This window comes from Streptomyces sp. NPDC041205 (genome assembly GCF_055591765.1).
The window spans coordinates 1-19,349 of record NZ_JBVIZH010000019.1 but is presented as its reverse complement, the minus strand read 5'-3'; the positions used below and the strand labels follow the sequence as shown (position 1 = coordinate 19,349).

Here is a 19,349-nt window from a genome sequence, read left to right as displayed (position 1 = left end):
CTGGGCCGGGCCGTTTCGCTGTACGAACGCTCCCTGGCGGAGCGGGAGCGGGTGCTGGGCGGCGACCACCCCGACACGCTGGCCTCGCGCAACAATCTCGCGTACGCGTACCTGGCGGCGGGGGATCTGGGCCGGGCCGTTTCGCTGTACGAACGCTCCCTGGCGGAGCGGGAGCGGGTGCTGGGCGGCGACCACCCCGACACGCTGGCCTCGCGCAACAACCTCGCTGGCGCGTACGAGGCGGCGGGGGACGTGGACCGGGCCATCCCTCTGTACGAACACGCCTTGACGGACTGCGAGCGGGTGCTGGGCGATGACCACCCCGACACGCTGGCCTCGCGCAACAACCTCGCGTACGCGTACCAGACGGCGGGGGACCTGGACCGGGCCGCCCCCTTGTACGAACGCACTCTCGCGGACTGCGAGCGAGTGTTGAGCCCGAGACATCCGACGATTGCGGTGGTGCGGGCGAACCTGGAACGGGCGCGGTCCTCGGCACCGAATACGCCGACCCGTGATGAGACAGCGACCGGCTGAGACATAGCGGCAGGTCACATAACGCCGTCGAGTGCGGTGTTCGCGGGCAAGTCCGCAGCGGCGGCGGTGATTCGGGGAAGGCCGCGGTGAGGACGCCGCCGCTGCGGGAGCGGGGCACCACCCGGTCGCCGGGCCACCGGCCGAGAAGTACTCGGAAGCCGCCCCATTGCATCTCGACGGAAGCACGGGATCGGCGTCGGGTCGGGCGATCATCGGTTCCGGCAGAGTCCAAGTGGTGGGCGTAGTCGACGTCTTCTCCCGACAGGCGCGGCCGGGGGCAGTCGCCCGGTCGGTGGACCCACGGACGGGTGGATCCAGAGCCGGGTACGCGGTGGTGGCTGCGTAGGTGAGGTCGGAGAGCACTTGTAGGCGTTTTCGGAGAGCGGTCGGGGTCTCTAACCCTCTGGAATGTTGCTGAGAACTGGCAGCAGGCAGTTGCGTCGGAACCTGGGTGACGTCAAGCAAGTGTTGACCTTGGGCTCTCGGCGAAAGGCAGGTGCAGTGGACATCACGGTGCAATGGATCAAGACGTCCTGGACGAAGCAATCTCGGGGCGGGGAGGCCGCTGCCCGCAGGAACGCGGTGCCGGTCGGCTTCTCATTGCCCCAGGTGCCCTCCGAGTTTGCCCACTTCGTCCAGATGTCCGAGCGGGACGGTTTCGAGCCATGTTCGAGCCAGAAGGGCCATCGCGAGGTCGGTGTCAGCCTGCGGGACGAAGGTGATCGACTCCGAGTACTCGCTCGTGTGGAGCCGCTCTTCGGGTTGCCACCTCGGCCGCGCAGGCTGCCGGCAGTTCGACTGCTTCCCGGACAGTGGGTCCGCTGGCAGTTGAACTACCGGTTCACCAGCGCCTTGGGAATCCGCGGATGGTCGTACTGGCTCGACACATTCAACATCGCTTACGGCCCCGTCGACCGGGATGTCTTCCTGGCAGAGCCGACTGTGCTCGTCGATGAGTGCGGGCCAGTTCGATAGCCAGTCTGATTGTGCTCAGACGCCTGCGCGTTCCGCTTGAGCCCGGGTGGTGGCGAGGCGGTGGGAGTCGGTGCCGGTCTCGATGATGTTGCCGCCGAAGGTGAGGCGGTCGACGATGGCCGCGCAGAGCCGGGGGTCGGTGAACGTCTTGGTCCAGCCATCTGGGGATCCCGACATTCGTCGTCAAGATCGTGGACGATTTCAGATACCTCTGGTTGATCACCTGGAACAGAGCCGAGGCCCCGTCCTCGGGCAGCGGCAGATACCCCAGCTCGTCGATGACCAGGAGCTTGGGGCCGGAGAAGAAGTTCATGCATGTCTTCCATCGGCCCTCGAGCGCGGCCTTGTGACACTTGGCCGCGAGTTCGGCGGCGGTGGTGAAGTAGACACGGTGCCCGGCATCCACCGTGGCCCGGGCCAGCGCGACCGCAAGCATCGTCTTGCCGACCCCGGGCGGGCCCACGAACAGGACGTTCGAGGCGTCGTCGAGGAAGCGCAGGGTGGCCAGATCGCGGACGAGTTTCTCGTCGACGCCGGGCTGGGCGGCGAAATCGAAGTCGTTCAGTGTCCAGGGCTCGGGCAGACAGGCGAACCGCAGCCGGGATGCCAGACGCCTGGCCTCGGTGGCCTCGACCTTGATCTCCAGCAGCCGCTCCAGGGCCGCGGTCAGTGACATGCCCTCGGCCCGCGCCTGGTCGCAGACCCGGTTCAACGCCTCGGCGGCATCGTTGAGTTTGAGGTAGGACATATGCCCCCGCAGCTGCTGGAAGCGGCGCGCTTCGCTCATCTTCGTCGGCGACGTACTCACTCCTGGTTCTCCTCCTTGGGTGAGGGAGCGTGCCGCAGCCGGTCGGCCACGGCGGCATAGTGGGACAGGTCGATCACGCCCCGTTCGGCGGCCGAGGCCGTGGCGGCCTGGCCCTCGCGCAGCCGCTCGGCCTCGGCCAGGGCGGCCTCGGAGGGCGGGCGGCGGACCTTGGACTTGCAGGGCGCCCTCTCGGAGAAGGAGTCAAGGACCTTGCGTTCCAGGGCGATGACGTGGCCGGAGTCCCGCACGATCTGCCCGGCCCCGCGCAGGGCCCGGCGGTGACGGGCGACGACCGCGCGGCCCGCGGTGACGATGTCCAGGAAGTCCTCGCCAAGGCGGTGCAGGACACGCACCCGGGTGCCGGCCAGGCCCGGGGGAACCGAGTACGAGTTGCCCTCGAAAGCGACCAGTGACTGCGGCGTGACCGTGCGCTCGACGGACACCTCCGCCGGGAATGGCAGCGAGGGAAGCTCCAACAGCACTTCTGCGTCGGCGAGGTCACCGACCGTGGTCCGCACCCCGTCCAGGGTGCGACGCCGCCCGTCCATCCGAACGGCTAGCTTGTCCACCCCCGACTGGGCCTGCTCGACGGTGAGGCCGTCGGGAACCGTGCGCCACCAGCGTTGCGCGGCGGAGTGGTTGGCCTTCTCCACCACTCCCTTGCGGTTGCCCCGGCGCGAGGGGCAGATGTCCACGCCGACGCCGTAGAACTTCGCGACCGCGGCGAACGCCGCGGTGACCTGCCCGCTGGAGGGGTAGCAGACCGTGGACATGCGGTCGAAGCGCCACCGGCGAGCACTCCCGCCCAGCTTGCGCACTACTTGATCGAGGGCCTGGACCAGGTGCGGGAAGTCCTCCCGCTCAGCCAGGACCGCCCGCCACCGGCCCGAGTGCGGCAAAGCGCCGACCAGCAAGTGAGCGTGCTCACCAACTCCCCACTCAACAGGTGGAGTGGGGAGCTCAAGCCAGTCGAACTGGATCTCCTCACCCGGTGGGTGAGCGATGATCGCGACGTCGCGCCCCTTGGACGTCTGGCACAGTGCGGACGGACGTCATGGCGGCGCAGGCCCCGCGTGAACGTCGAATAGCCGCCCTGATAGCCCAGTTCGACGACCTCATCGAACAGCGTGGTCGCCCACAGATGCGGGTCATCCGCGAGCCGTTGGCGGCAGTACTCCAGAAACGGCTCGAACGCATCCGGCGCCTGACGCCGCTGCCCGGGGGTCTTCTTGCTGTTCAGATAGTCCCGGATCGTCTGACGGTCACGGCCCAGATGCCGGGCGATCGCCGAGATCGTCCATCCCTGACGACGTAGAGCGTGTGCGTCCACGTCTTCCTCCCACGTGAGCATCCAGGCCTCCGAACAGGCCGACCATCAAGCACACGCAGGCTCTCCACGACGCCCCGACGCCAGTTCGACACGCCGAGCAAGATCACACAAAGGGTGGGGAGATCAACCGAGCAGGTTTGCCGAACCCCGCGAGCAGGAGTGACGAAATCCGAAGAGCGCCATCAGCAACGCTGCAGAGGGTCATTGAGCGTGCGCCATCGAAGTTCCAGCGCCTCGGTGCAGTGTGATCCGAATCGGCCCAACCTCCGAGGGCCGCACCATCGCTGCGGCCCTCGGAGTTCAACGCTTCAACGCCGGATGTTGACGGTCACCCGAATACCACCGACGGCGCTCACTCCACCGCCGATCACTGCCACGGCAGTGCCCGCGGCGGAATGGCCGGTTAGGACCAGGACCATCACGGCGATGATGGACGTCAGTCCTGTCAGGGCAGTCAGCCAGCCCAGAAGTTGGGCGTTGGACTGAGCGTGGGCTGCAGCGGACCGCGCTGCCACCGCCGTGCAGCCCCGCCACGCACCCGTCGGGGCGTCGGCGCTACCGCACTTGGGCGCGGGGCTCGGCGTGCTGGAGTAGTTCAGAGGGCGGCTCCGCACCGATCGCCGGAGGTCGGCGGAGTGGCCCTGACCTTCCCTGTGCGCGTCGCGCTCGCCGAACCGGTCACCGACCTGCCCGAGGGCCAGAACGCCTACGAGTGGAAAGTCAACGGCCACCGCCTCATCCCCGCGCACACCGAGGCGGGCCCGCTCATCCAGGCCGGGCGCTCCGGACGCATCGTCACCGCCTCCTTCCCGGACCTCGCCGCCCGCCGAGCAGCTCGAGGTCGGCACCGTGCTCGACGGCGTTATGTGACCTGTACGGGTGTCTCAGGCGGTGCACCTCCGTAGACGAGACGCGTTCGCCTCCGATGGTTCGGGGAGCCGAGGAAGGCAATCGGGCGGTGCGGCCGTCGGCACGGCCCGGATAACCTGCGCGAATGAAGCGGATGGAGCGAGCGGTCGGCGCGGTCGTCGGCTCAGCGGTGGGCGACGCCTTGGGCGCCCCCTTCGAGTTTGGCCCCCCGGGAGCGTTCTCCGCGCGGTTTCCCGCGCCCGGTGCCGGTGGCGAGATGCGCGGAGGCGGTGGCTGGGAACCCGGCGAGGCCACCGACGACACGCAGATGGCCGTCCTGGTCGCGGAGTCCCTGCTGGAGCGGAGCGGACTGGATCTGCCGGACATCTTTGCCCGCTTCCAGCGGTGGGCGGCATCAGAGCCGAAGGACATCGGCTTGCAGACCGAAGACGTCCTGACCAACGGCATGCCCTGGGACCTCGCCGCCGCGATTCATTTCCAAGTCAACCAACGAGCAGCGGGAAACGGCTCCTTGATGCGGGCATCTACCTCCGCGGTTCACTTCGCATCCGCCGGCCAGGAAGCCACCATGGATGCGGCCCACCGCATCGCCGCCCTCACCCACGGCGACCGCGCGGCCTGGGAGGGTACCGCGATCTTCCACGAACTCATCCGCCTCACGTTCGAGGACACCGACCCCCTCGCCGCGCTCCCAGACATCCTGGCCCTTGTCCACCCCGACCACCGCGGCCGCTACGCCACCGTCCTCGCGCCCGACTGGCACCCCGAGCAGGCGACCGAGTTCAACGGCGCCGTCTGGCCCTGCCTGGGCTCAGCCGTCTGGGCCCTGCGCACCACCACCAGCTTCGAAGACGCGATACGCGCGGCGATCGACCTCGGCGGTGACACAGACACCGTCGCCGCGGTGACCGGAGGCCTCGCGGGGGCGTACTACGGGCTGGATGCAATCCCCGCCCGCTGGACCCAGCCGCTCCATGTCCCCCTCCCAGGCTTCGACGGACGGGTGCTGCACCTTACAGATCTGCTCCACCTTGCACACCGCCTCGGAGGCTGAACCAGGTGCTGCTCCGCACTCTCCCGCTTCGATCACCTCGTTGATTGCGGATCCGTCCACCATCCCCGAGCCCAAGCACGGGCGCCTTCTCCACGCCTTTGAACCACTCACGCTGGTGATCTGCCTGCGGATGAGGGCTGTTGATGAGACACATGTGGTAGCTCACACAAACGGCGAGGGCGTCGTCCTCCGCGACGGCCGCCTCGATTTCGCCGCCATGCAGACCCGCGCGCTTGCCACCCCGCGACGGGCCGCCGACCTGGCCTGGAGGATGCCGGCCCACTACGTGGTCTTCGACGTCCTCTCGGACGGGCAAGACCTGCGCAGCCTGCCCTACTACCGGCGCCGCGCATGGCTGGAAGACCTGCTCGCGCGGCTCGGGCTGCCGCTCCAGGTTGTCCCGATGACGCGCGACGCGGCGCAGGCGCGTGCGTGGCTGCAGGACGAGGACCTCGTCGCGGCGGGCCTGGAGAGAATCGTGATCAAGCCCTGGTCGCAGAGCTATCCGGCGGGCCGCCGGGGCTGGCTCAAGCTCCGGCCGAGCGCACCGAGAGACGCCGTGGCCCTCGGGTACACGGGCCGTGCGCGGGCCCCGGCCCGGCTGGTCGTCGACCTCGGCGACGGCCCCGTGCCGTCCTCGCCGCTGAGCGTCGCCCTGCGCCACATCCTCACCCAGGCCCTGGACGCCAGCGGCGCGGGCGCTCGGACGGCGCGGCTGTCCGACGGCACGGCGTACGGGCTGTTCGAGCCGTCCGCACCTGCGGAGGTCACCCACGGCACGCCGCGGCACGCCGCCACCACCGTCCGCCGACTGGCTGTGTCAGCGTCTTCGGGTGCCGTTTCAAGGTGACTCCCGGAATCGTTTTGGCGAGTTGCGCATGATCAATGTCAGCTTCTCTTGGCGTCGCATGCGCATGCGAGTGGTGGGTTCCGCCGGGGCAGCCTGCTCGGCATGGATCGAGTCCGCCTGCTCATCGAGAGCACGCTGAGAACCCATCTTTGAACCCGCACCCGCCGATGTCGCGGAACTCAGCACGCGGATCGCCCGTCTCGAACACGGCCTCGGGACTGGTAGGCCCGCATGTCGAGGTGTCGCGTATTCGTCGGCTGGAGAGGACTTCTGGTGACGGTGAGTTGTCTCCAGATGCACGAATCCCACCTGTGCGCCTGTAATTCGACTGAACGCGGGGAAGCTCTTGGTGTCCGTTCCATTCCGGTGCCAGAGAGCAGGTCCCGATGAATGACTTCTACTCCGCTGCCGCGCAGATCATTCCTGTCCTGCTGCTGGCCATGGTCTTGGAGTCATCACCGGTCCGGCTCCAGAGACTGCTGGATGGCCGTCCGGTTGGCGGACAACGAGCCCGGTTGCTTCACTGGTTGTTCTGTGGCGTCTTGTGGCTCTCCGTCGCGGCAGAGACCCTGGCTCTCGGCGGATTGTCCTTTGATGAGGAGCGCTTCCCGGCCGTGAACACGGCAGTTGCTGTCTTCGTCTGGAGCGACGTCTTTGTGTTGGCAGCGGGGATCGCCTGGATGTGCGTGCGCACCCTGAAGGAGGCTTTCCGTGGTTCGTCTCGCCCAGAAGACGACGAGCCCTGACGACGGGGGGCTTGCATGTCAGGTGCCGTCGATTCCCGGACCTTCCTTTCGGTGGGGTGTGACCGTGCGTGTCGAAGCCCCCGGGTCAGTGCAGCGCCTGTTGCGCGGCGTTGACGAATGCGCCCCGTGCAGTTCGCCACTCGCCGTATGACTCTGTCTGATAGCGCTCAAGAACCTTCACCAGCTCGGCGGCCGTCCTTGTCACTTGCGAAGGCCCTTCCAGAAAGACGACTCCGAGGGCCCGATGCAGCGCTCCGAGGTCTGGGGTTTGTCCCGATGCCGGCAAGCGGTAAGCCGCCGCTACCTGTTCCGCAGCCTGCAAGAGCTGGGCGTAGGCACTTCGGCGCTGATCCAGCAACCGCACGTCTCGTTGCTCACCCAGCGTGAGTCGTACCGTCTCCAGCAGGGCATCAGCCTGCCGGTCACCTGCGTGTTGGGCCGCTGCTGCCTGGCGCCACCCGGCGCGCATAGCGAACCAACCGGTAATTGCACTACCTGCCAGCGCTGCCCCCGCAGCCACCAACGCAGTAGCCAACTCGCTCATGAGAGCCATCCTTCCAGACGTGTGTCGTACTGCACCCTGAAATACCGCCTGCCCCGTGGGCTCACATGCTTTGTCACTGACTGTGGTCGCCGGGTGCGTAACGGTTCCAGGTTCCTCCGGCTTCTGTGACGAGGCGGGTGGCAGTCTTGTCGTGGTAGCCGAGCGCCTTCGCCACGACGGGGGCCGGGGCCTGGAGGACGAGCTGGCGGATCGCGGAGGTCCTGCCGCGCTGCGGAGGGACACCGATCTCGCGCAGGTGGGTCTGGAGACTGACCGGGTTCATCGGCTGCCCTGGTTGGCGGCCGGGGAAGAGCCATCGGGCACTTCGGCTGCTGGCGTAGGGCAGTTGCTGGCGGGAGCGGATGTAGGCCCGCATCAGTTCGGCGACGGGCTCGGGGAGGGGAGACGGCGGATCTCCCAGACGGACGGTGATGGCAGTCCCGTCGTCGGTGATGTCGTCGATGGTGAGGCGAACGAGGCGGCTCACGGGCTGTGCATAGACGAGAACGAGTGTGGCAACGATGCGGCTCCGCAGAGGCAGGGAATCGTCGTTGAGGACCCGTCGGAGCATGGCGAGGCGGCGGTGCTGGTGCAGCGGTGCCTGGTCCTGGCTGATGGCCTGAGGCGGAAGGGCGAGGCTGGGCATCCGGCCCGTTTTCATGCACCAGCGGAGGAACGTCTGGGCTGGGCGCCGGGTGGACACCTTCTCGGTGTGCCAGGCGTCGAGGTCGGCTTGCCGACAGTGCTCGATGGTGCGGCCTCGGTCGGCGAGCCAGGCAAGGAAGGCGCTGGCCTGGGTGGTCTCCTGCTTGGCTTGGTGTGTCTGGGAGCGTCCTAGCGGCCCCTTTGTGGTCCGCAGTCGACGCATCTGGTGCCAGGTGGCAAAGTGCCGGAGAAGCAGGTGGTGTTCGGTGTCTTCGATGGTGGCGAGCCGTTCGGTCAGCCAGCGCTGGTAGAGGACGATTTGGCGGTCGACGCGTGGCAGGGTGCCGCTGTCCATCAGCAGGTCGCGCAGGTGGGTAACGGTTCGCCAGGGTGCTTCCTGGTGCAGCCCTTCGTGGGTGAGCGGGATCCTGCCGGTGGCCAGGCCCCGGAGGAGACGGACGACATTGGGGTTGCGGAGCCAGATCAGGCGACTCTTGGGCCGGTCCATCTCCAGCAGGGAGGTGGCCAATGGTTGCAGCGAAGGGGCGACGTCGCCGGTGCCGTCGTCGAGGAGGCGGGTGAGCGTGTCGGCGAGAGTGCATCGTTCGCAGAGACGCCCGCCGAGCAGGAGCCCCTCGAAGCCGCAACGGTCACAGAAGAAGTCGCGGACGATGCCCGCGCAGTCGCGGCAGATCGGCGTGCTGGCGGTGTCCCGGCCGGGCAGCAGCCGGTCGGCTCGGCAGCCGGGGCAGCAGCCGCGGACGCGCATCGCGCGGTCGTAGCAGGTCCGGCAGATCGGACCGTCCGACCACTCGGCGGACTTCGAGGCCCGACGGCCGCAGCGTGCGCAGTCGCGGATCATCCACCGCTCGTACTCGTCCGGCGTCACCGCTCACCCCTCGGGCATCAGCCGGACCCGTGTGGGCCGCCGGGCAGCCAGGTTGATCGGCGCTTCGTCCCCGGCGGCTCGGCGGGCCGGGAGGTTTTGGGCCGAGGTGGCGATCAGGTCGGTAGGCGTGCAGTCGAGGATGTCGCAGAGGGTGGCCAGCACCGGCAGGGACAGCCGTTCCGGGGTTCCCGAAACCAGACGGTGGACCTGGGAGGAGGACAGCGTGATGCCGCGTTCGGTCAGGTGCGGCATGAGCTCGCCGACGGTGAACATGCCGCGGGCGGCCATCAGCTCGCGCAGGCGCCACCGGTAGCTGATCTGACGTGGCATCACGAGGTCCTTCCCGGCCGCAGAGCGGCCTCGATGGTGGCGTCTAGAACGCGACGCAGGGAGCGGGTGCGGAAGTCGGAGGAGACGCACGTGTAGATCGCAGTGGTCGAAGCGTGATCGTGGCCAACCTGCTGCTGGACAAACAGCGGGTCGTGGCCGTCCTCGATCAGATGCGTGATGTAGGACCTGCGCAGCGAGTGGAACTCCAGCGCGGGGTCCAGGCCAACGGCGTCCCGGTAGGCGGCGAAGCGGGAGTCCAGCCGCTGGACCCCGATCCGCGGGCCTCGCTCGGACGGCCAGAGGGCCCGGCTTGGCGAATGCCGCATCCCAGGCCGCACCTGGCTGATCCACTCCTCGATCGTGCCGGGTGTCCAGTGCCAGACCGTCAGCACGCTGCGGCGCTTGGGCGGCGACCCCTTCTTGGCCTTGCCGTAGCGGACCAGCAGGGTGCCGTACTCACCAAACTCCCGGCCCTCCGGATTGCGACCGAAGTCGGTGAGGTCGAGCATCCGGGTCTCGTTGCGTCGCAGGCCGTAGGCGTACGCGACCTTGAACAAGGTGGCATCCCGGAAGGCCGGCAACCAGCCCTTGCGGCCCTTGCCGCGAACGCGCAGGACCTCCTCGTCAGCGTGGTCGAAGAACGTCTCCAGCTCGGGCTTGGTGAACGCTCGGCGTTCCGGCTCGCCCTCGGCTTCGTCGGCGTGCGTCGCAGCATTCCAGTCGTAGACCACCTGGACTGGGTGGGTCCCGAAGTGCCGCAGGCACTCGCCGCCCCAGCCGTAGGCAGGGTTGGTCAGGAAGTCGCAGAACTGCCGCACGGAGCCCTGGTAGTTGCGCAGGGTAGAGCGGACGCAGCCGTGCACGGCCCGCAGATCGGCCGACCATTCGTCGACGTGCTGCGGTGTCCACTGCCAAGGCATCGCATCGGCGTGCCGGGTGAAGGCCCGAACCGTGCGTTCCTGGTCATCGACGTACCCCTGCGAGAGATTCCGGGCGAGCTGCTGGTTGCGCCAGCCCTGAATCATCGCCTCGAAGACTTGTTCGTCCGGCCGCAGCAACGGCAGACCGTCAATCAGGTGCAGCCGAGCAGACCCTGGAACGAGACCGTCCCCACCCATCCGCCATCACTCTCCGTCTATCGCATCTGACGCGAGAATTTCGCATCTGATGCGACTCGAGGTCGTCTTCGCAGTTCAATCGCTCGATGGAGTGAGACTCACAGATGTCTGCCAAAGGGACCGCTACCGTGGTTCCGAGGTCAGCGCCCCTGGTGGGACCGCTTACGTGCGGTCTTGGCCCCGCCTCCAGGACAGGTGTCGCCTATTCGCATCCAATGCAATTGGCGTCGGTAGGAGCAATGGAACAGTGGTTGGCGCTAAGCATTGACCGACGTCATGGAGGCCGTTGACGGCGGGTGTTCCCGCCGGTCACCCGTGCTTGTCCGGTTCGGCGTCGGCGAAGGCGCGGTATCCGCCGAGATCTCGGGCTGGGCGAGGACGTCGCCGCGGTGTACGACTCGGACCGGCCCCGGGGCCATCATCGGATGCTTATCCGGCGGCGTAGCGAGGTCGTGTCGTACATTCAGCAAGACCGCCGTCGTCATCACCGCGAAGTCCGCCGGGCGCAAGGTCTTCGGCCTCGCCACCGCAGGCGTCCGTCTCGCTTGACCTCTCGCGCGTCAGTCCGGCAGCCAGTGCAGCTCGTGCGCCAGGGTTTTGGCGACGGTACGGATGCGGCGGTGTAGAGGCGACTGCTCGCGTGGGAGGACCAGGTGGATCGTCAGGCTGGGCGCGCCTCGCAGCGGTCGCCAGGTGAGACCGGCCGGTTGTGCCGTGACCGCGGCTTCTCCGGCCGGAGCGAGGGTGACCCCGTCGCGCAGGTCGTGCTGGGACATGTCGAAAGAGACTGCGGGCGTGTGGAATCGGGGGTGTGGTCGGGTGTCTCGGAACAGTGCGGAGAGCTGATCGTGGATCACGGGGTTGGCCGCACGGTCCGGGAGTCGCAGCGGATACGCGGCCGCGTCGGCGATCTCGATCTCCGGGCGTTCGGCCAGCGGATGGTGCTGCGCCAGCTGGACCCCGATGCGCGCACGCCGCAGCAGGAACCGGCGCACGCCGCGGCCCGGCTGTTCACCGCGGGTGATCCCGGCATCGATGCGGCCGTCGGCGACCGCGGGGGAGATCTCCGGTGTCGCCATCGGGACCGCGCCGACCTCGAGTCCGCTGTTGCCGCGAATCAGCCTGTCCACCAGGGCCGGTGCCGTCTCGGCCCCGGCGCTGAGGCTGTATCCGATGCGCAGCGTGCCCAGTTCACCGGCCGCCGCGCTCCGGGCGGTGTCCCATGCCCGGTCCAGCGCCGCCAGCGCGGGCGGCGCGGACTCCGCCAAAGCCGCACCGGCCGTGGTCAATACGACGCTACGCGTGTTGCGGACCAGCAGGGCCGTACCGAGTTCCGCCTCCAATCGGCGCATCCGGGCGCTGAGTGCGGGCTGTGCGATACCGATCCGTGCGGCCGCGCGGGTGAAGTTCAACTCCTGCGCCAGCACCAGGAAGTACCGCAGGCTCACCGTATCCGGCGCCACGTGCCCTCCCTGCCGATTGATAACGATCCGTTCTGAGTCTATCCCGTACCGGTCTTTCCCTCGACCGCAGATCAAGCCCTAACCTGCGCATATGACGATTCAACTGACCGCTGTGCCCGTCGCCGGGATCGATCGATCTGAGTGTCAATTCGAAGTCGGACGTGTCCGGCCGAACACAGGAGGTTTCCATGGCTAAGGGCTACTGGGTCAGTGTCTACCCCGCCATTTCCGACCCTGAGAGGCTGACTGCCTACGACAAGCTGGCCGGTCCGGCTGTCCAGGCTGGGGGCGGGCGCATCCTGTCCCGGATCCCGTCCCGTGGCGGTCGAGTCGTCGCCCACGAGGCGGGAATCACGCAACGCGTCGTTCTGGTCGAGTTCGACAGCTTTGAACAGGCCGTCGCGGCATACGAGAGCGAGGCATACCAGAAGGCGCTGGTGGCCCTCCCTGACGGCGTCGAGCGTGACTTCCGCATCATCGAAGGCATCGACTGACCGGCGGGGCCAACCATCGCTGAGCATCCGTAAGCCGGCCACCTAGCCACAGCACAGGCACCACCCTCACCCGGAAGCTCGGGCAGGGTGTCACACACTGCACACCGTCGGGCAGACCCACCCGGGCCTGCCCGACAGGCCGTTTCCGGAGAGATCCCGCACAACTTGTCAGCCCATAGCGAGAAGGTTGAGTTCGGGCCGCTGTCGGGAGGGTGTCCCGCGTGGCGGCCGGTCAGCTGGCTTCGGCACGCTCGGCCACCGCCTTCGTGTGGGCGAGCCGGTAGGACTCGGTGCCAGTCTGGATGATCGCGCCGTTGAAGGTCAGCCGGTCGACGATGGCCGCGCAGAGCCGCGGATCCGTGAACGTCTTCGTCCACCCCGGAGGGCGACTCGTTGGAAGCAATCGCGACGCTGTTCTTCTCTTCCCGCTCCGTCAGCACCTGGAACAGCAACTCGCCTCCGCGCAAGTCGAGTTCCATGTAGCCGAGCTCGTCAGTACAGAGAAGATCGACGCGCCCGTAGCGGGCGATGCTCTTCGACAGCTGCTTCTCGTCGGCGGCCTCGACCTTCCAGCGCGACCGCGTCCGCGGTCAGTGCCCCGGCCCGGTAGGCGGCCGCGAGTCCGCTGCATGTGCCGGGCCAGCAGCAGTACCTCGATCAGGGCCCGGATGCCCGCGGCCTCGCCGTGGGCTGCGCGGGCGGCAGCCCACCACGTGTCATGGATCGGGGTGAACGTCCCCGCTGCTTTGCCTGTTCGAGCGGCGTCGACCCGGGAAAGGCGCCGGGTTTTCATCAGGGCTTCCAGGTGGTGGTCCAGGACCAGCCGCGAGCCCCCGCGGCCCACTACGCGTTCATGACGGGCGACTTCCTCGCGGCCGTCGTAGACCGACAGGTCGTTGGCGTGCAGCAGCACGCGCATCTGGCGGCCGATGAACGGGACGGGAACCGAGTAGGCGTTACTGCGGACAGTGATCTGGTTGAAGCGGTTCACGCGCGGGGTGAACCAGCGGCCGGTCTCGAACACCTCTCGGGGGAGGGGCTTCGGCAGCGGTTGCTCCTGGGCGAAGGCCTCACCGATCGTGCGGGTGCGAGACCGCAACCGGCGGCTTTCGTCCGCCACATCCCACCGGTCGACCATCTCGTTCAGCTCCGCCAGCGAGGCGACCTCGGGAACGGGGACGAAGTGATTGCGCCGGAAGTAGCCGATCTGCCCTTCGACCCCGCCCTTCTCTGCGCTCCCTCGATGCCGGGGTGGCAGTAGAAGGCGTCGATGCCCCAGTGCGAGCGGAAGGCCGTCCACCGGTCGTTCTCGACCCGGGCCTCCGGGAGAGGCCCAGCACCCGCTCGACGGCGGCCCGCAGATTGTCGTAGCGAATACGTCCCCGCGGCAGGTCACCGAGCACACGGAAGGCGTGGACGTGTCCTTCGAAGAAGGCTTCCTGACCGCAGGAGGCGAACACCCGGTGGACGGCCTTGCCCGAGTAGGACAGCCGCTGCAAGAAGGGGAAGACCTTCGTGGGCACCCCGGCCAGCACGATGTGGACGTCATCGAAGTCAACCTCTGCCTCGGCTTCGGGCAGGCGCGTCTGCGGGATGAACGCCGCATCAGGTCCCACCCCTGCCTGGCGCCGGATCTCAGGCTGGCGGGCCTTCACATAGACGCGGACCATTGAGTACGAGATGTCGTCCGTCCCATGCCCTTCGACCCGCCGGTCGAAGATGCGCTGTGCGGTGTGGCGCTGTTTGCGCGGAGCGTCCAGGTCCGCGCGCAGCATCCCGTCGACCAGCGGCTTGTAGGCATCGAGCCGGGATTCCTTGCGCCGCTGCTCCTTCCGGGCCTCGGGCCATTGCCCGTCCAGAGCCCGCCACACCGTACGCCAGAACACGCTGTGAGTCCGCTGCAAGGACCGCTGCGACAGCCCCAGCAGATGGTCGCGACGGATCGCCGCGTACAACGCGACCTTGGACTGCGAAACACCCATCGGGCCTCCAGCGCGAGAAGCACACCTCAACGTCCCACCGCAAGCCTCGACTGACTTCAAAACAAACTGACATCGCAAAGTCGGTCAACCATCGACTTCCACAGTCACCGCGAAACGACTCCCGAAGTCACCGCTATAACCATCAACGGCACGCTCACCATAACCGCCATACACACTTGGCTCAGGGTCACCGCCCAAGAGCCATCAGAAACGTCTTAGTGGTGAGTGGCCCACCAGAAGGCCAGATTGATCAGGGCGGTGACGGTGGCGACGACGATGGCCTGCACGGCGGCATGCGCGGCGAGCCGGGCCAGCTGGTGGAAGGAGCGGCGGTTGGACACGATGTCCCCTTCGGGGGAATGGGGCCCTGGCCGGGTGGCGGGCCGTTCACTGCCCATCAGGCCGTTCCGGGCAGTTTTGCGGTTTCCGGGCACGGGCAATCACTGAGTTGGGCAGACTGGTGACCTTGGAGGTTCCAGGCAAGAACGACTTTTCCGGGTGGTTCCGGTCCGGACTGGGCGGGAGGGCGCATGGGCGAGCAGCCGGATGCAACGAAGAAGTGGGTGGATGCCCTGTGCGCACTTTGGGTGATGGCCGGGAAGCCGTCCGGCAAGGTCATCCAACGGCAGTGCCGCGCGCACGGGCCGCCGATCAAGGTCACGTCCTCGTCGTGGAGCGATTGGCGCAATGGCAAGTACGTGCCGTCAGATCTTCGGACCGCCCGCGCCCTGGTGACAGTGCTGAATAGCTTGGCTCGGCGCAGGAGTCCATCGTTCGTGCCCTGCGACGAGGCATGGTGGGCACGGAGGTGGCGGCAGGCCCGCGATGAGCGGCGCGCGGGGGGCGGGAAAGGTGGCCGACCACGGAAGCAGCCCCCTGTGGATATGCCCACTGCGGGGGAGCGGATCGACTCTCCCGAGTTCATGGCAGATAAAGTTCGCAATGCGCTAATTCAAGTTGAAACTTGCGTCAGGGCGATCCTCGATGGCGCAAATTCAGCCATTAAGCTACTGGGGGAAAAGAATAGCGAGTACCTCGACGAATTGGTCGAAATTGAACCGGCCTGGGACATCCTGGAGCCTCTTCTCGAAAAAGCGCATGAGGCATACGTCTACAAGTGGCGAGTATTTAAGTCGCTTGAGTTCAAGGCCAAGATGGGTGAGTTGTATTGGCCGGAGCCTGAAAGAATTGATCACGCTGAGCGTACGCTCGCGGATCTCCGTCAGGGAGTCCTCGCTATCCTGATGAGTCTTAAGCCGGTTTCTAAGGCGCCGCGATCACGCGCTAAAATCCAGCACCTTATCTCCAGTCTTCCCCCGGTCGCTTTCCATCTGATTTTAGACCTGGGAGAATTCGGCGTTGAACTCAATCTGGACATGGACGCCGAAAATGAGAATCAGTAAGGCGACGCTTAGACCGTGAGCGTTCTCCCGCCTGTCGCAGGGGGTGCGGGCGTACTGTGCCGAGTTCCAGAAGACGAGCCAGCCGACCGCGTGCTCCTCCACGTTGTAGACGGCCAACTCGCGGACCGGTCCCGCCCATGTCAGGCGCTCTGCGGCCAACAGCGCCTCGACGAGCTCAACGGCGCGCTCCTTGGAAATCACGCCCTAATCATTCACTACAGGTCAACCGGGTTTTCGATCACGCTGGGCTTGCGTGCTGAGATTTCAAACGCGGTCTTAGAGATCGTCTCAACTGGCTTGATCGCTAGGCTGACAGCCGTGCTGGCGATGGTAGAGCAACTGGTGGCGGACGGACTGCGGGAGTTGTTCCAGCGGGTGGTCCCGACGGCGCCGGTACGACCCCAAGGTGGTGGCCGGCGCTGATACGGGGATCGGCAGGTGCTGGCGGCCATCGTGTTCGTGGCCACGAACGGCTGCACCTGGCGCCAACTACCCTCGGGCTTCGGTCTGCCCGGGCCGACCGCGCACCGGAGGTTCACCGAGTGGAACCGGGCCCGGGCGTGGGGCAAGCTCCACCGCCTGGTACTCGACGAACTCAGCGCCCGCGGCGCCCTGGACTGGTCGCGATGCGCAATCGACTCGGTGAACATGCGGGCGACGAAAGGGGGACCTGACGAATCCGAGTCCCGTAGATCGCGGCAAGAAAGGATCAAAGATCCACTTGATCACCGAACGCTCCGGCCTGCCCCTCTCCACTGGGATCTCCGCCGCGAACACGCACAACAGCCAGGGGCTCGAATCCCTCGTCTGTGGCATCCCGCCCATCCGCTCCCGCCGCGGGCCGTGTCGAAGACGGCTCGCCAAACTCCATGGAGACAAGGGGTACGACTACGACCACCTGCGGCGGTGGCTGCGCTCCCGCAACATCACCCCACACATCGCTCGCAGGGGCATCGAACCTTCCCAACGCCCAGGCCGTCACCGCTGGACCGTGGAGCGCACGGTGGGCTGGCTGGCGGGCTGCCGCCGCCATGCACCGCCGCTACGAACGCCAAGCCGAGCACTTCCTCGCCTTCACGGGCCTCGCTGCCACCCTCATCTGCTACCGAAGGCTCGACAGCCGAGTATCCCGGTAATTTGATGGCGCGTGCTGGACTACGCCTCCACGCTGGTCGACGTGGCAGAACCCAAACATCAGATCCGCGCCCACTACACCGCCTCCACGGTCACTGTCTATCAGGCATACGCGCCGGAGATCGGCCTGCCCGCCGCCCGAGAGGGCCGCTTCCCGGCGCTCTGGCAGAGGGACCGGATGACGTGGATCAAGCCGTCCTTCCTGTGGATGATGTACCGCTGCGGGTGGGGCATCAAGGAAGGCCAGGAAATCATCCTGGCCATCGAGATCACCCGCGAAGGCTTTGAGTGGGCACTGGAGCACGCCTGCCTCGCCCACTACGAGCACGGACTGCACCCCGACCGAGCCACCTGGAAGCGGCAATTGAAGCGGGCCCCGGCCCGGGTCCAATGGGATCCCGAGCGCGATCTGCACTTGCGCCCGCTTCCGCACAGGTCGTTGCAGCTTGGGCTCGCCGGCGAAGCCGCGCACCGCTATGTGGATGAGTGGGCGGTCTCCATCTCTGAAATCACTGTGCTCGCGCGCGAGATCCATGCTCATGTGCGGGACGGGGACCTGGATGGTGCCCAGCAACTCCTGCCTTCGGAACGCCCCTATCGCGTGCCCGACGGACTCCTGGATCACCTGCACCGATGAACACGGTCACCAATTGAGACGAGCTCTTAGGTGATGGACCACCGCAGTCCGGTGGTGGGATCGCCTGCCCACATGTGATGGGCGGCACCGCAGTCCTCGACGCCCTGACCAGCCGGGTCGTCGAGCTTCCAGTCCTGATACTGCTTGCCCGGGAAGACCGGGCAGGCATCCCCGCACCCCATCGTGATCACCACCTCGGACGCCTGGTCCGCCTCGATGGTTCAGCACCTTGGGCACCTCAGTGGACAGATCGAACCCGGCCTCGGCCGTCGTCTCGATGTCCGCCGGGTTCTCGGTCCCGGCCGGGGCGGACCCTGTCGAACGGACCTCCACCCGGTCGGCGGAGAGGTGTGTGAGGAAGGGCGGCGGTCATCTGGGAGCGTCCGGCGTTGTGCACGCACACGAACAGCACGGACGGCTTGCCGGAGACGGTTTCACACACGAGCGGTTCCTTTTTCGAGGGCAGCCGACTGGTCGGTCACCGGGGCGGGTTGAGAAGCCATCTTCAATCCGGTGAGAGGTCTGGCCGAGATACGGGTCAAAGGGGCAACGGGATGGCTAGCTTCCGTGGGGACGAGGTTTGTGACGGTTCTTGTGAGCCCTCGTCGTATCTCAGGGAGATATCCGTGCTGCTCTGCCAGCGGCAGAACAGCAGCCGGACTGGGCTGGATGATCACTACAGTCCAGTCTCATGACGACGATTACGACGCGTGCGGTCGAGTACCGGGCCGACGGTTTGACGATGGTCGGGCACCTCGCGCTCCCGGCCGGTGGCGACCGTCGGCCTGCGGTGCTGCTGGGACCGGAGGGCATGGGGCTCAGCGACGTCGAGCGCCGCCGGGCGGATGCTCTCGCCGGGCTGGGATACGTAGCGCTGGTCTTCGACCTCCATGGCGGGCGTTATTTGAGCGATCCCGAGGAGATGCTGGCCCGTTGCATGCCACTGCTCTCTGACCCCGACCGGATGCGGGGGATCGGCCATGCGGCGCTCGATGTGTTGCGCAGCGAGCCGCGGACTGATTCCGACCGGATCGCCGCCGTCGGCTACGGCACCGGGGGTGCCATCGGGCTGGAACTCGGGCGCGACGGCGTCAGCCTGCGTGCGATCGGGACGGTCAACGCAACTACCACGGGCCGACCGGGCGAGGCGGCGCGCATTCGCTGCCCGGTGTGGGCCGGGGTGGGCTCGGAAGACCCGATCATGTCGCCCGCGCGACGTGAGGCGTTCACCGCTGAGATGCAGGCCGCGGGCGTCGACTGGCGCCTCGCGGTCTACGGCGGAGCCTTGCACGCCTTCCACCATCCGCCGGTCGACCATCCCGTTGTCCCCGGCGTGGGCTACCACCCGCGGCACGCGCAGCGAGCCTGGCGTGACGTTGTCGACCTGCTCGCCGAGTGCCTGCCCGTGACGGAGGATCTGGGGGCATGACCCAGGCAAACATGTTGGCAGCAGGCTTGGTCGGCGTCATGCTGGATCTCGGTTAGTTGATGTCTTCGGCGATGTGGAAGTCGCGCTCGATGGCGTCGGAGAGGGCGAGCA

20 protein-coding genes and 4 pseudogenes are annotated in these 19,349 nt (G+C 67.2%); 11 read left to right on the top strand and 13 right to left on the bottom strand.

From position 1 onward, the window contains the following. Positions 1-537 (top strand): tetratricopeptide repeat protein (locus ACZ6BG_RS38970; RefSeq protein ID WP_469011092.1); only part of this gene is annotated, 537 nt, incomplete at its 5' end. 501 nt (positions 538-1,038) lie between these two features. Beyond that, complete coding sequence (locus ACZ6BG_RS38965) at positions 1,039-1,512, top strand: hypothetical protein (protein WP_469011090.1); 474 nt, start codon at positions 1,039-1,041, stop codon at positions 1,510-1,512. Here ACZ6BG_RS38965 and ACZ6BG_RS38960 read toward each other — a convergent pair. After that, a complete protein-coding gene (locus ACZ6BG_RS38960; RefSeq protein ID WP_469011088.1) occupies positions 1,427-2,320 on the bottom strand; it encodes an ATP-binding protein in 894 nt (297 codons plus the stop codon). The two genes, ACZ6BG_RS38965 and ACZ6BG_RS38960, sit on opposite strands and share 86 nt — an antisense overlap. Beyond that, on the bottom strand, positions 2,317-3,234 hold the full coding sequence (locus tag ACZ6BG_RS38955) for a Mu transposase domain-containing protein (protein ID WP_469011085.1): 918 nt from the start codon (positions 3,232-3,234) through the stop codon (positions 2,317-2,319). Before ACZ6BG_RS38955 ends, ACZ6BG_RS38960 begins: the two co-directional genes overlap by 4 nt. Positions 3,235-4,285: 1,051 nt before the next feature. Here ACZ6BG_RS38955 and ACZ6BG_RS38950 point away from each other — a divergent pair. The 4 genes from ACZ6BG_RS38950 to ACZ6BG_RS38935 all read left to right on the top strand — a co-directional run bounded on the left by ACZ6BG_RS38950 (position 4,286) and on the right by ACZ6BG_RS38935 (position 7,170). Further along, on the top strand, positions 4,286-4,555 hold the full coding sequence (locus tag ACZ6BG_RS38950) for a hypothetical protein (protein ID WP_469011083.1): 270 nt from the start codon (positions 4,286-4,288) through the stop codon (positions 4,553-4,555). An 89-nt stretch (positions 4,556-4,644) separates the two neighbouring features. After that, entirely contained in the window at positions 4,645-5,574 is a 930-nt protein-coding gene (locus ACZ6BG_RS38945; RefSeq protein WP_469011082.1) for an ADP-ribosylglycohydrolase family protein, read from the top strand. A gap of 154 nt (positions 5,575-5,728) precedes the next feature. After that, positions 5,729-6,424 carry an ATP-dependent DNA ligase gene (locus tag ACZ6BG_RS38940; protein WP_469011081.1) on the top strand — a complete coding sequence of 232 codons (696 nt, stop codon included), beginning with the start codon at positions 5,729-5,731 and terminating at the stop codon, positions 6,422-6,424. Between the two features lie 386 nt (positions 6,425-6,810). Beyond that, a complete protein-coding gene (locus ACZ6BG_RS38935; protein WP_469011077.1) occupies positions 6,811-7,170 on the top strand; it encodes a hypothetical protein in 360 nt (119 codons plus the stop codon). A gap of 85 nt (positions 7,171-7,255) precedes the next feature. Here ACZ6BG_RS38935 and ACZ6BG_RS38930 read toward each other — a convergent pair whose 3' ends face one another. The 5 genes from ACZ6BG_RS38930 to ACZ6BG_RS38910 all read right to left on the bottom strand — a co-directional run bounded on the left by ACZ6BG_RS38930 (position 7,256) and on the right by ACZ6BG_RS38910 (position 12,159). Then, entirely contained in the window at positions 7,256-7,714 is a 459-nt protein-coding gene (locus ACZ6BG_RS38930) for a hypothetical protein (protein ID WP_469011074.1), read from the bottom strand. 73 nt (positions 7,715-7,787) lie between these two features. Further along, entirely contained in the window at positions 7,788-9,248 is a 1,461-nt protein-coding gene (locus tag ACZ6BG_RS38925; protein WP_469011072.1) for a hypothetical protein, read from the bottom strand. 3 nt (positions 9,249-9,251) lie between these two features. Further along, positions 9,252-9,578, bottom strand: coding sequence for a helix-turn-helix domain-containing protein (locus ACZ6BG_RS38920; RefSeq protein WP_469011069.1), 327 nt, complete (start codon positions 9,576-9,578; stop codon positions 9,252-9,254). Next, positions 9,578-10,636 (bottom strand): tyrosine-type recombinase/integrase, encoded by a 1,059-nt coding sequence (locus ACZ6BG_RS38915; protein ID WP_469011067.1) that lies wholly within the window; start codon positions 10,634-10,636, stop codon positions 9,578-9,580. The genes ACZ6BG_RS38920 and ACZ6BG_RS38915 overlap by 1 nt, the downstream gene beginning before the upstream one ends. A gap of 620 nt (positions 10,637-11,256) precedes the next feature. Next, complete coding sequence (locus ACZ6BG_RS38910) at positions 11,257-12,159, bottom strand: LysR family transcriptional regulator (RefSeq protein ID WP_469011065.1); 903 nt, start codon at positions 12,157-12,159, stop codon at positions 11,257-11,259. A 188-nt stretch (positions 12,160-12,347) separates the two neighbouring features. Between ACZ6BG_RS38910 and ACZ6BG_RS38905 the strand changes: the two genes are divergently transcribed. Further along, positions 12,348-12,653 (top strand): DUF1330 domain-containing protein, encoded by a 306-nt coding sequence (locus ACZ6BG_RS38905; RefSeq protein WP_469011063.1) that lies wholly within the window; start codon positions 12,348-12,350, stop codon positions 12,651-12,653. A 232-nt stretch (positions 12,654-12,885) separates the two neighbouring features. On the opposite strand, the pseudogene ACZ6BG_RS38900 reads toward ACZ6BG_RS38905, so the two are convergent. The 4 genes and pseudogenes from ACZ6BG_RS38900 to ACZ6BG_RS38885 form a co-directional block, all read right to left on the bottom strand. Beyond that, positions 12,886-13,219: pseudogene (locus tag ACZ6BG_RS38900) on the bottom strand (ATP-binding protein); the annotation flags it as partial. Between the two features lie 320 nt (positions 13,220-13,539). Continuing rightward, positions 13,540-13,791: pseudogene (locus tag ACZ6BG_RS38895) on the bottom strand (Mu transposase domain-containing protein); the annotation flags it as partial. Continuing rightward, positions 13,724-14,635, bottom strand: a complete 912-nt coding sequence (locus tag ACZ6BG_RS38890) for a transposase (RefSeq protein ID WP_469011061.1) — start codon at positions 14,633-14,635, stop codon at positions 13,724-13,726. The gene ACZ6BG_RS38890 and the pseudogene ACZ6BG_RS38895, both read right to left, overlap by 68 nt. Before the next feature lie 215 nt (positions 14,636-14,850). Further along, a complete protein-coding gene (locus ACZ6BG_RS38885) occupies positions 14,851-14,976 on the bottom strand; it encodes a hypothetical protein (protein ID WP_469011059.1) in 126 nt (41 codons plus the stop codon). A gap of 189 nt (positions 14,977-15,165) precedes the next feature. On the opposite strand from ACZ6BG_RS38885, the gene ACZ6BG_RS38880 reads away from it, so the two are divergent. Next, a complete protein-coding gene (locus ACZ6BG_RS38880; protein WP_469011057.1) occupies positions 15,166-16,038 on the top strand; it encodes a hypothetical protein in 873 nt (290 codons plus the stop codon). Here the strand turns inward: ACZ6BG_RS38880 and ACZ6BG_RS38875 are convergent. After that, positions 15,973-16,239, bottom strand: coding sequence for a hypothetical protein (locus ACZ6BG_RS38875; protein WP_469011056.1), 267 nt, complete (start codon positions 16,237-16,239; stop codon positions 15,973-15,975). The genes ACZ6BG_RS38880 and ACZ6BG_RS38875 overlap by 66 nt on opposite strands. A 126-nt stretch (positions 16,240-16,365) precedes the next feature. On the opposite strand from ACZ6BG_RS38875, the pseudogene ACZ6BG_RS38870 reads away from it, so the two are divergent. Together ACZ6BG_RS38870 and ACZ6BG_RS38865 are read left to right on the top strand one after the other, a co-directional pair. Beyond that, positions 16,366-17,174 (top strand): annotated as a pseudogene (locus ACZ6BG_RS38870) (IS5 family transposase). Between the two features lie 41 nt (positions 17,175-17,215). Continuing rightward, the gene (locus ACZ6BG_RS38865) at positions 17,216-17,809 is read left to right on the top strand and encodes a DUF4291 domain-containing protein (RefSeq protein ID WP_469011094.1); all 594 of its coding nucleotides are present in this window, start codon (positions 17,216-17,218) and stop codon (positions 17,807-17,809) included. Between the two features lie 95 nt (positions 17,810-17,904). Here ACZ6BG_RS38865 and ACZ6BG_RS38860 read toward each other — a convergent pair. Further along, positions 17,905-18,182 (bottom strand): annotated as a pseudogene (locus ACZ6BG_RS38860) (arsenate reductase/protein-tyrosine-phosphatase family protein); the annotation flags it as partial. A 318-nt stretch (positions 18,183-18,500) separates the two neighbouring features. On the opposite strand from ACZ6BG_RS38860, the gene ACZ6BG_RS38855 reads away from it, so the two are divergent. After that, positions 18,501-19,238 (top strand): dienelactone hydrolase family protein, encoded by a 738-nt coding sequence (locus ACZ6BG_RS38855; RefSeq protein ID WP_469011054.1) that lies wholly within the window; start codon positions 18,501-18,503, stop codon positions 19,236-19,238. Positions 19,239-19,349 lie beyond the last annotated feature (111 nt).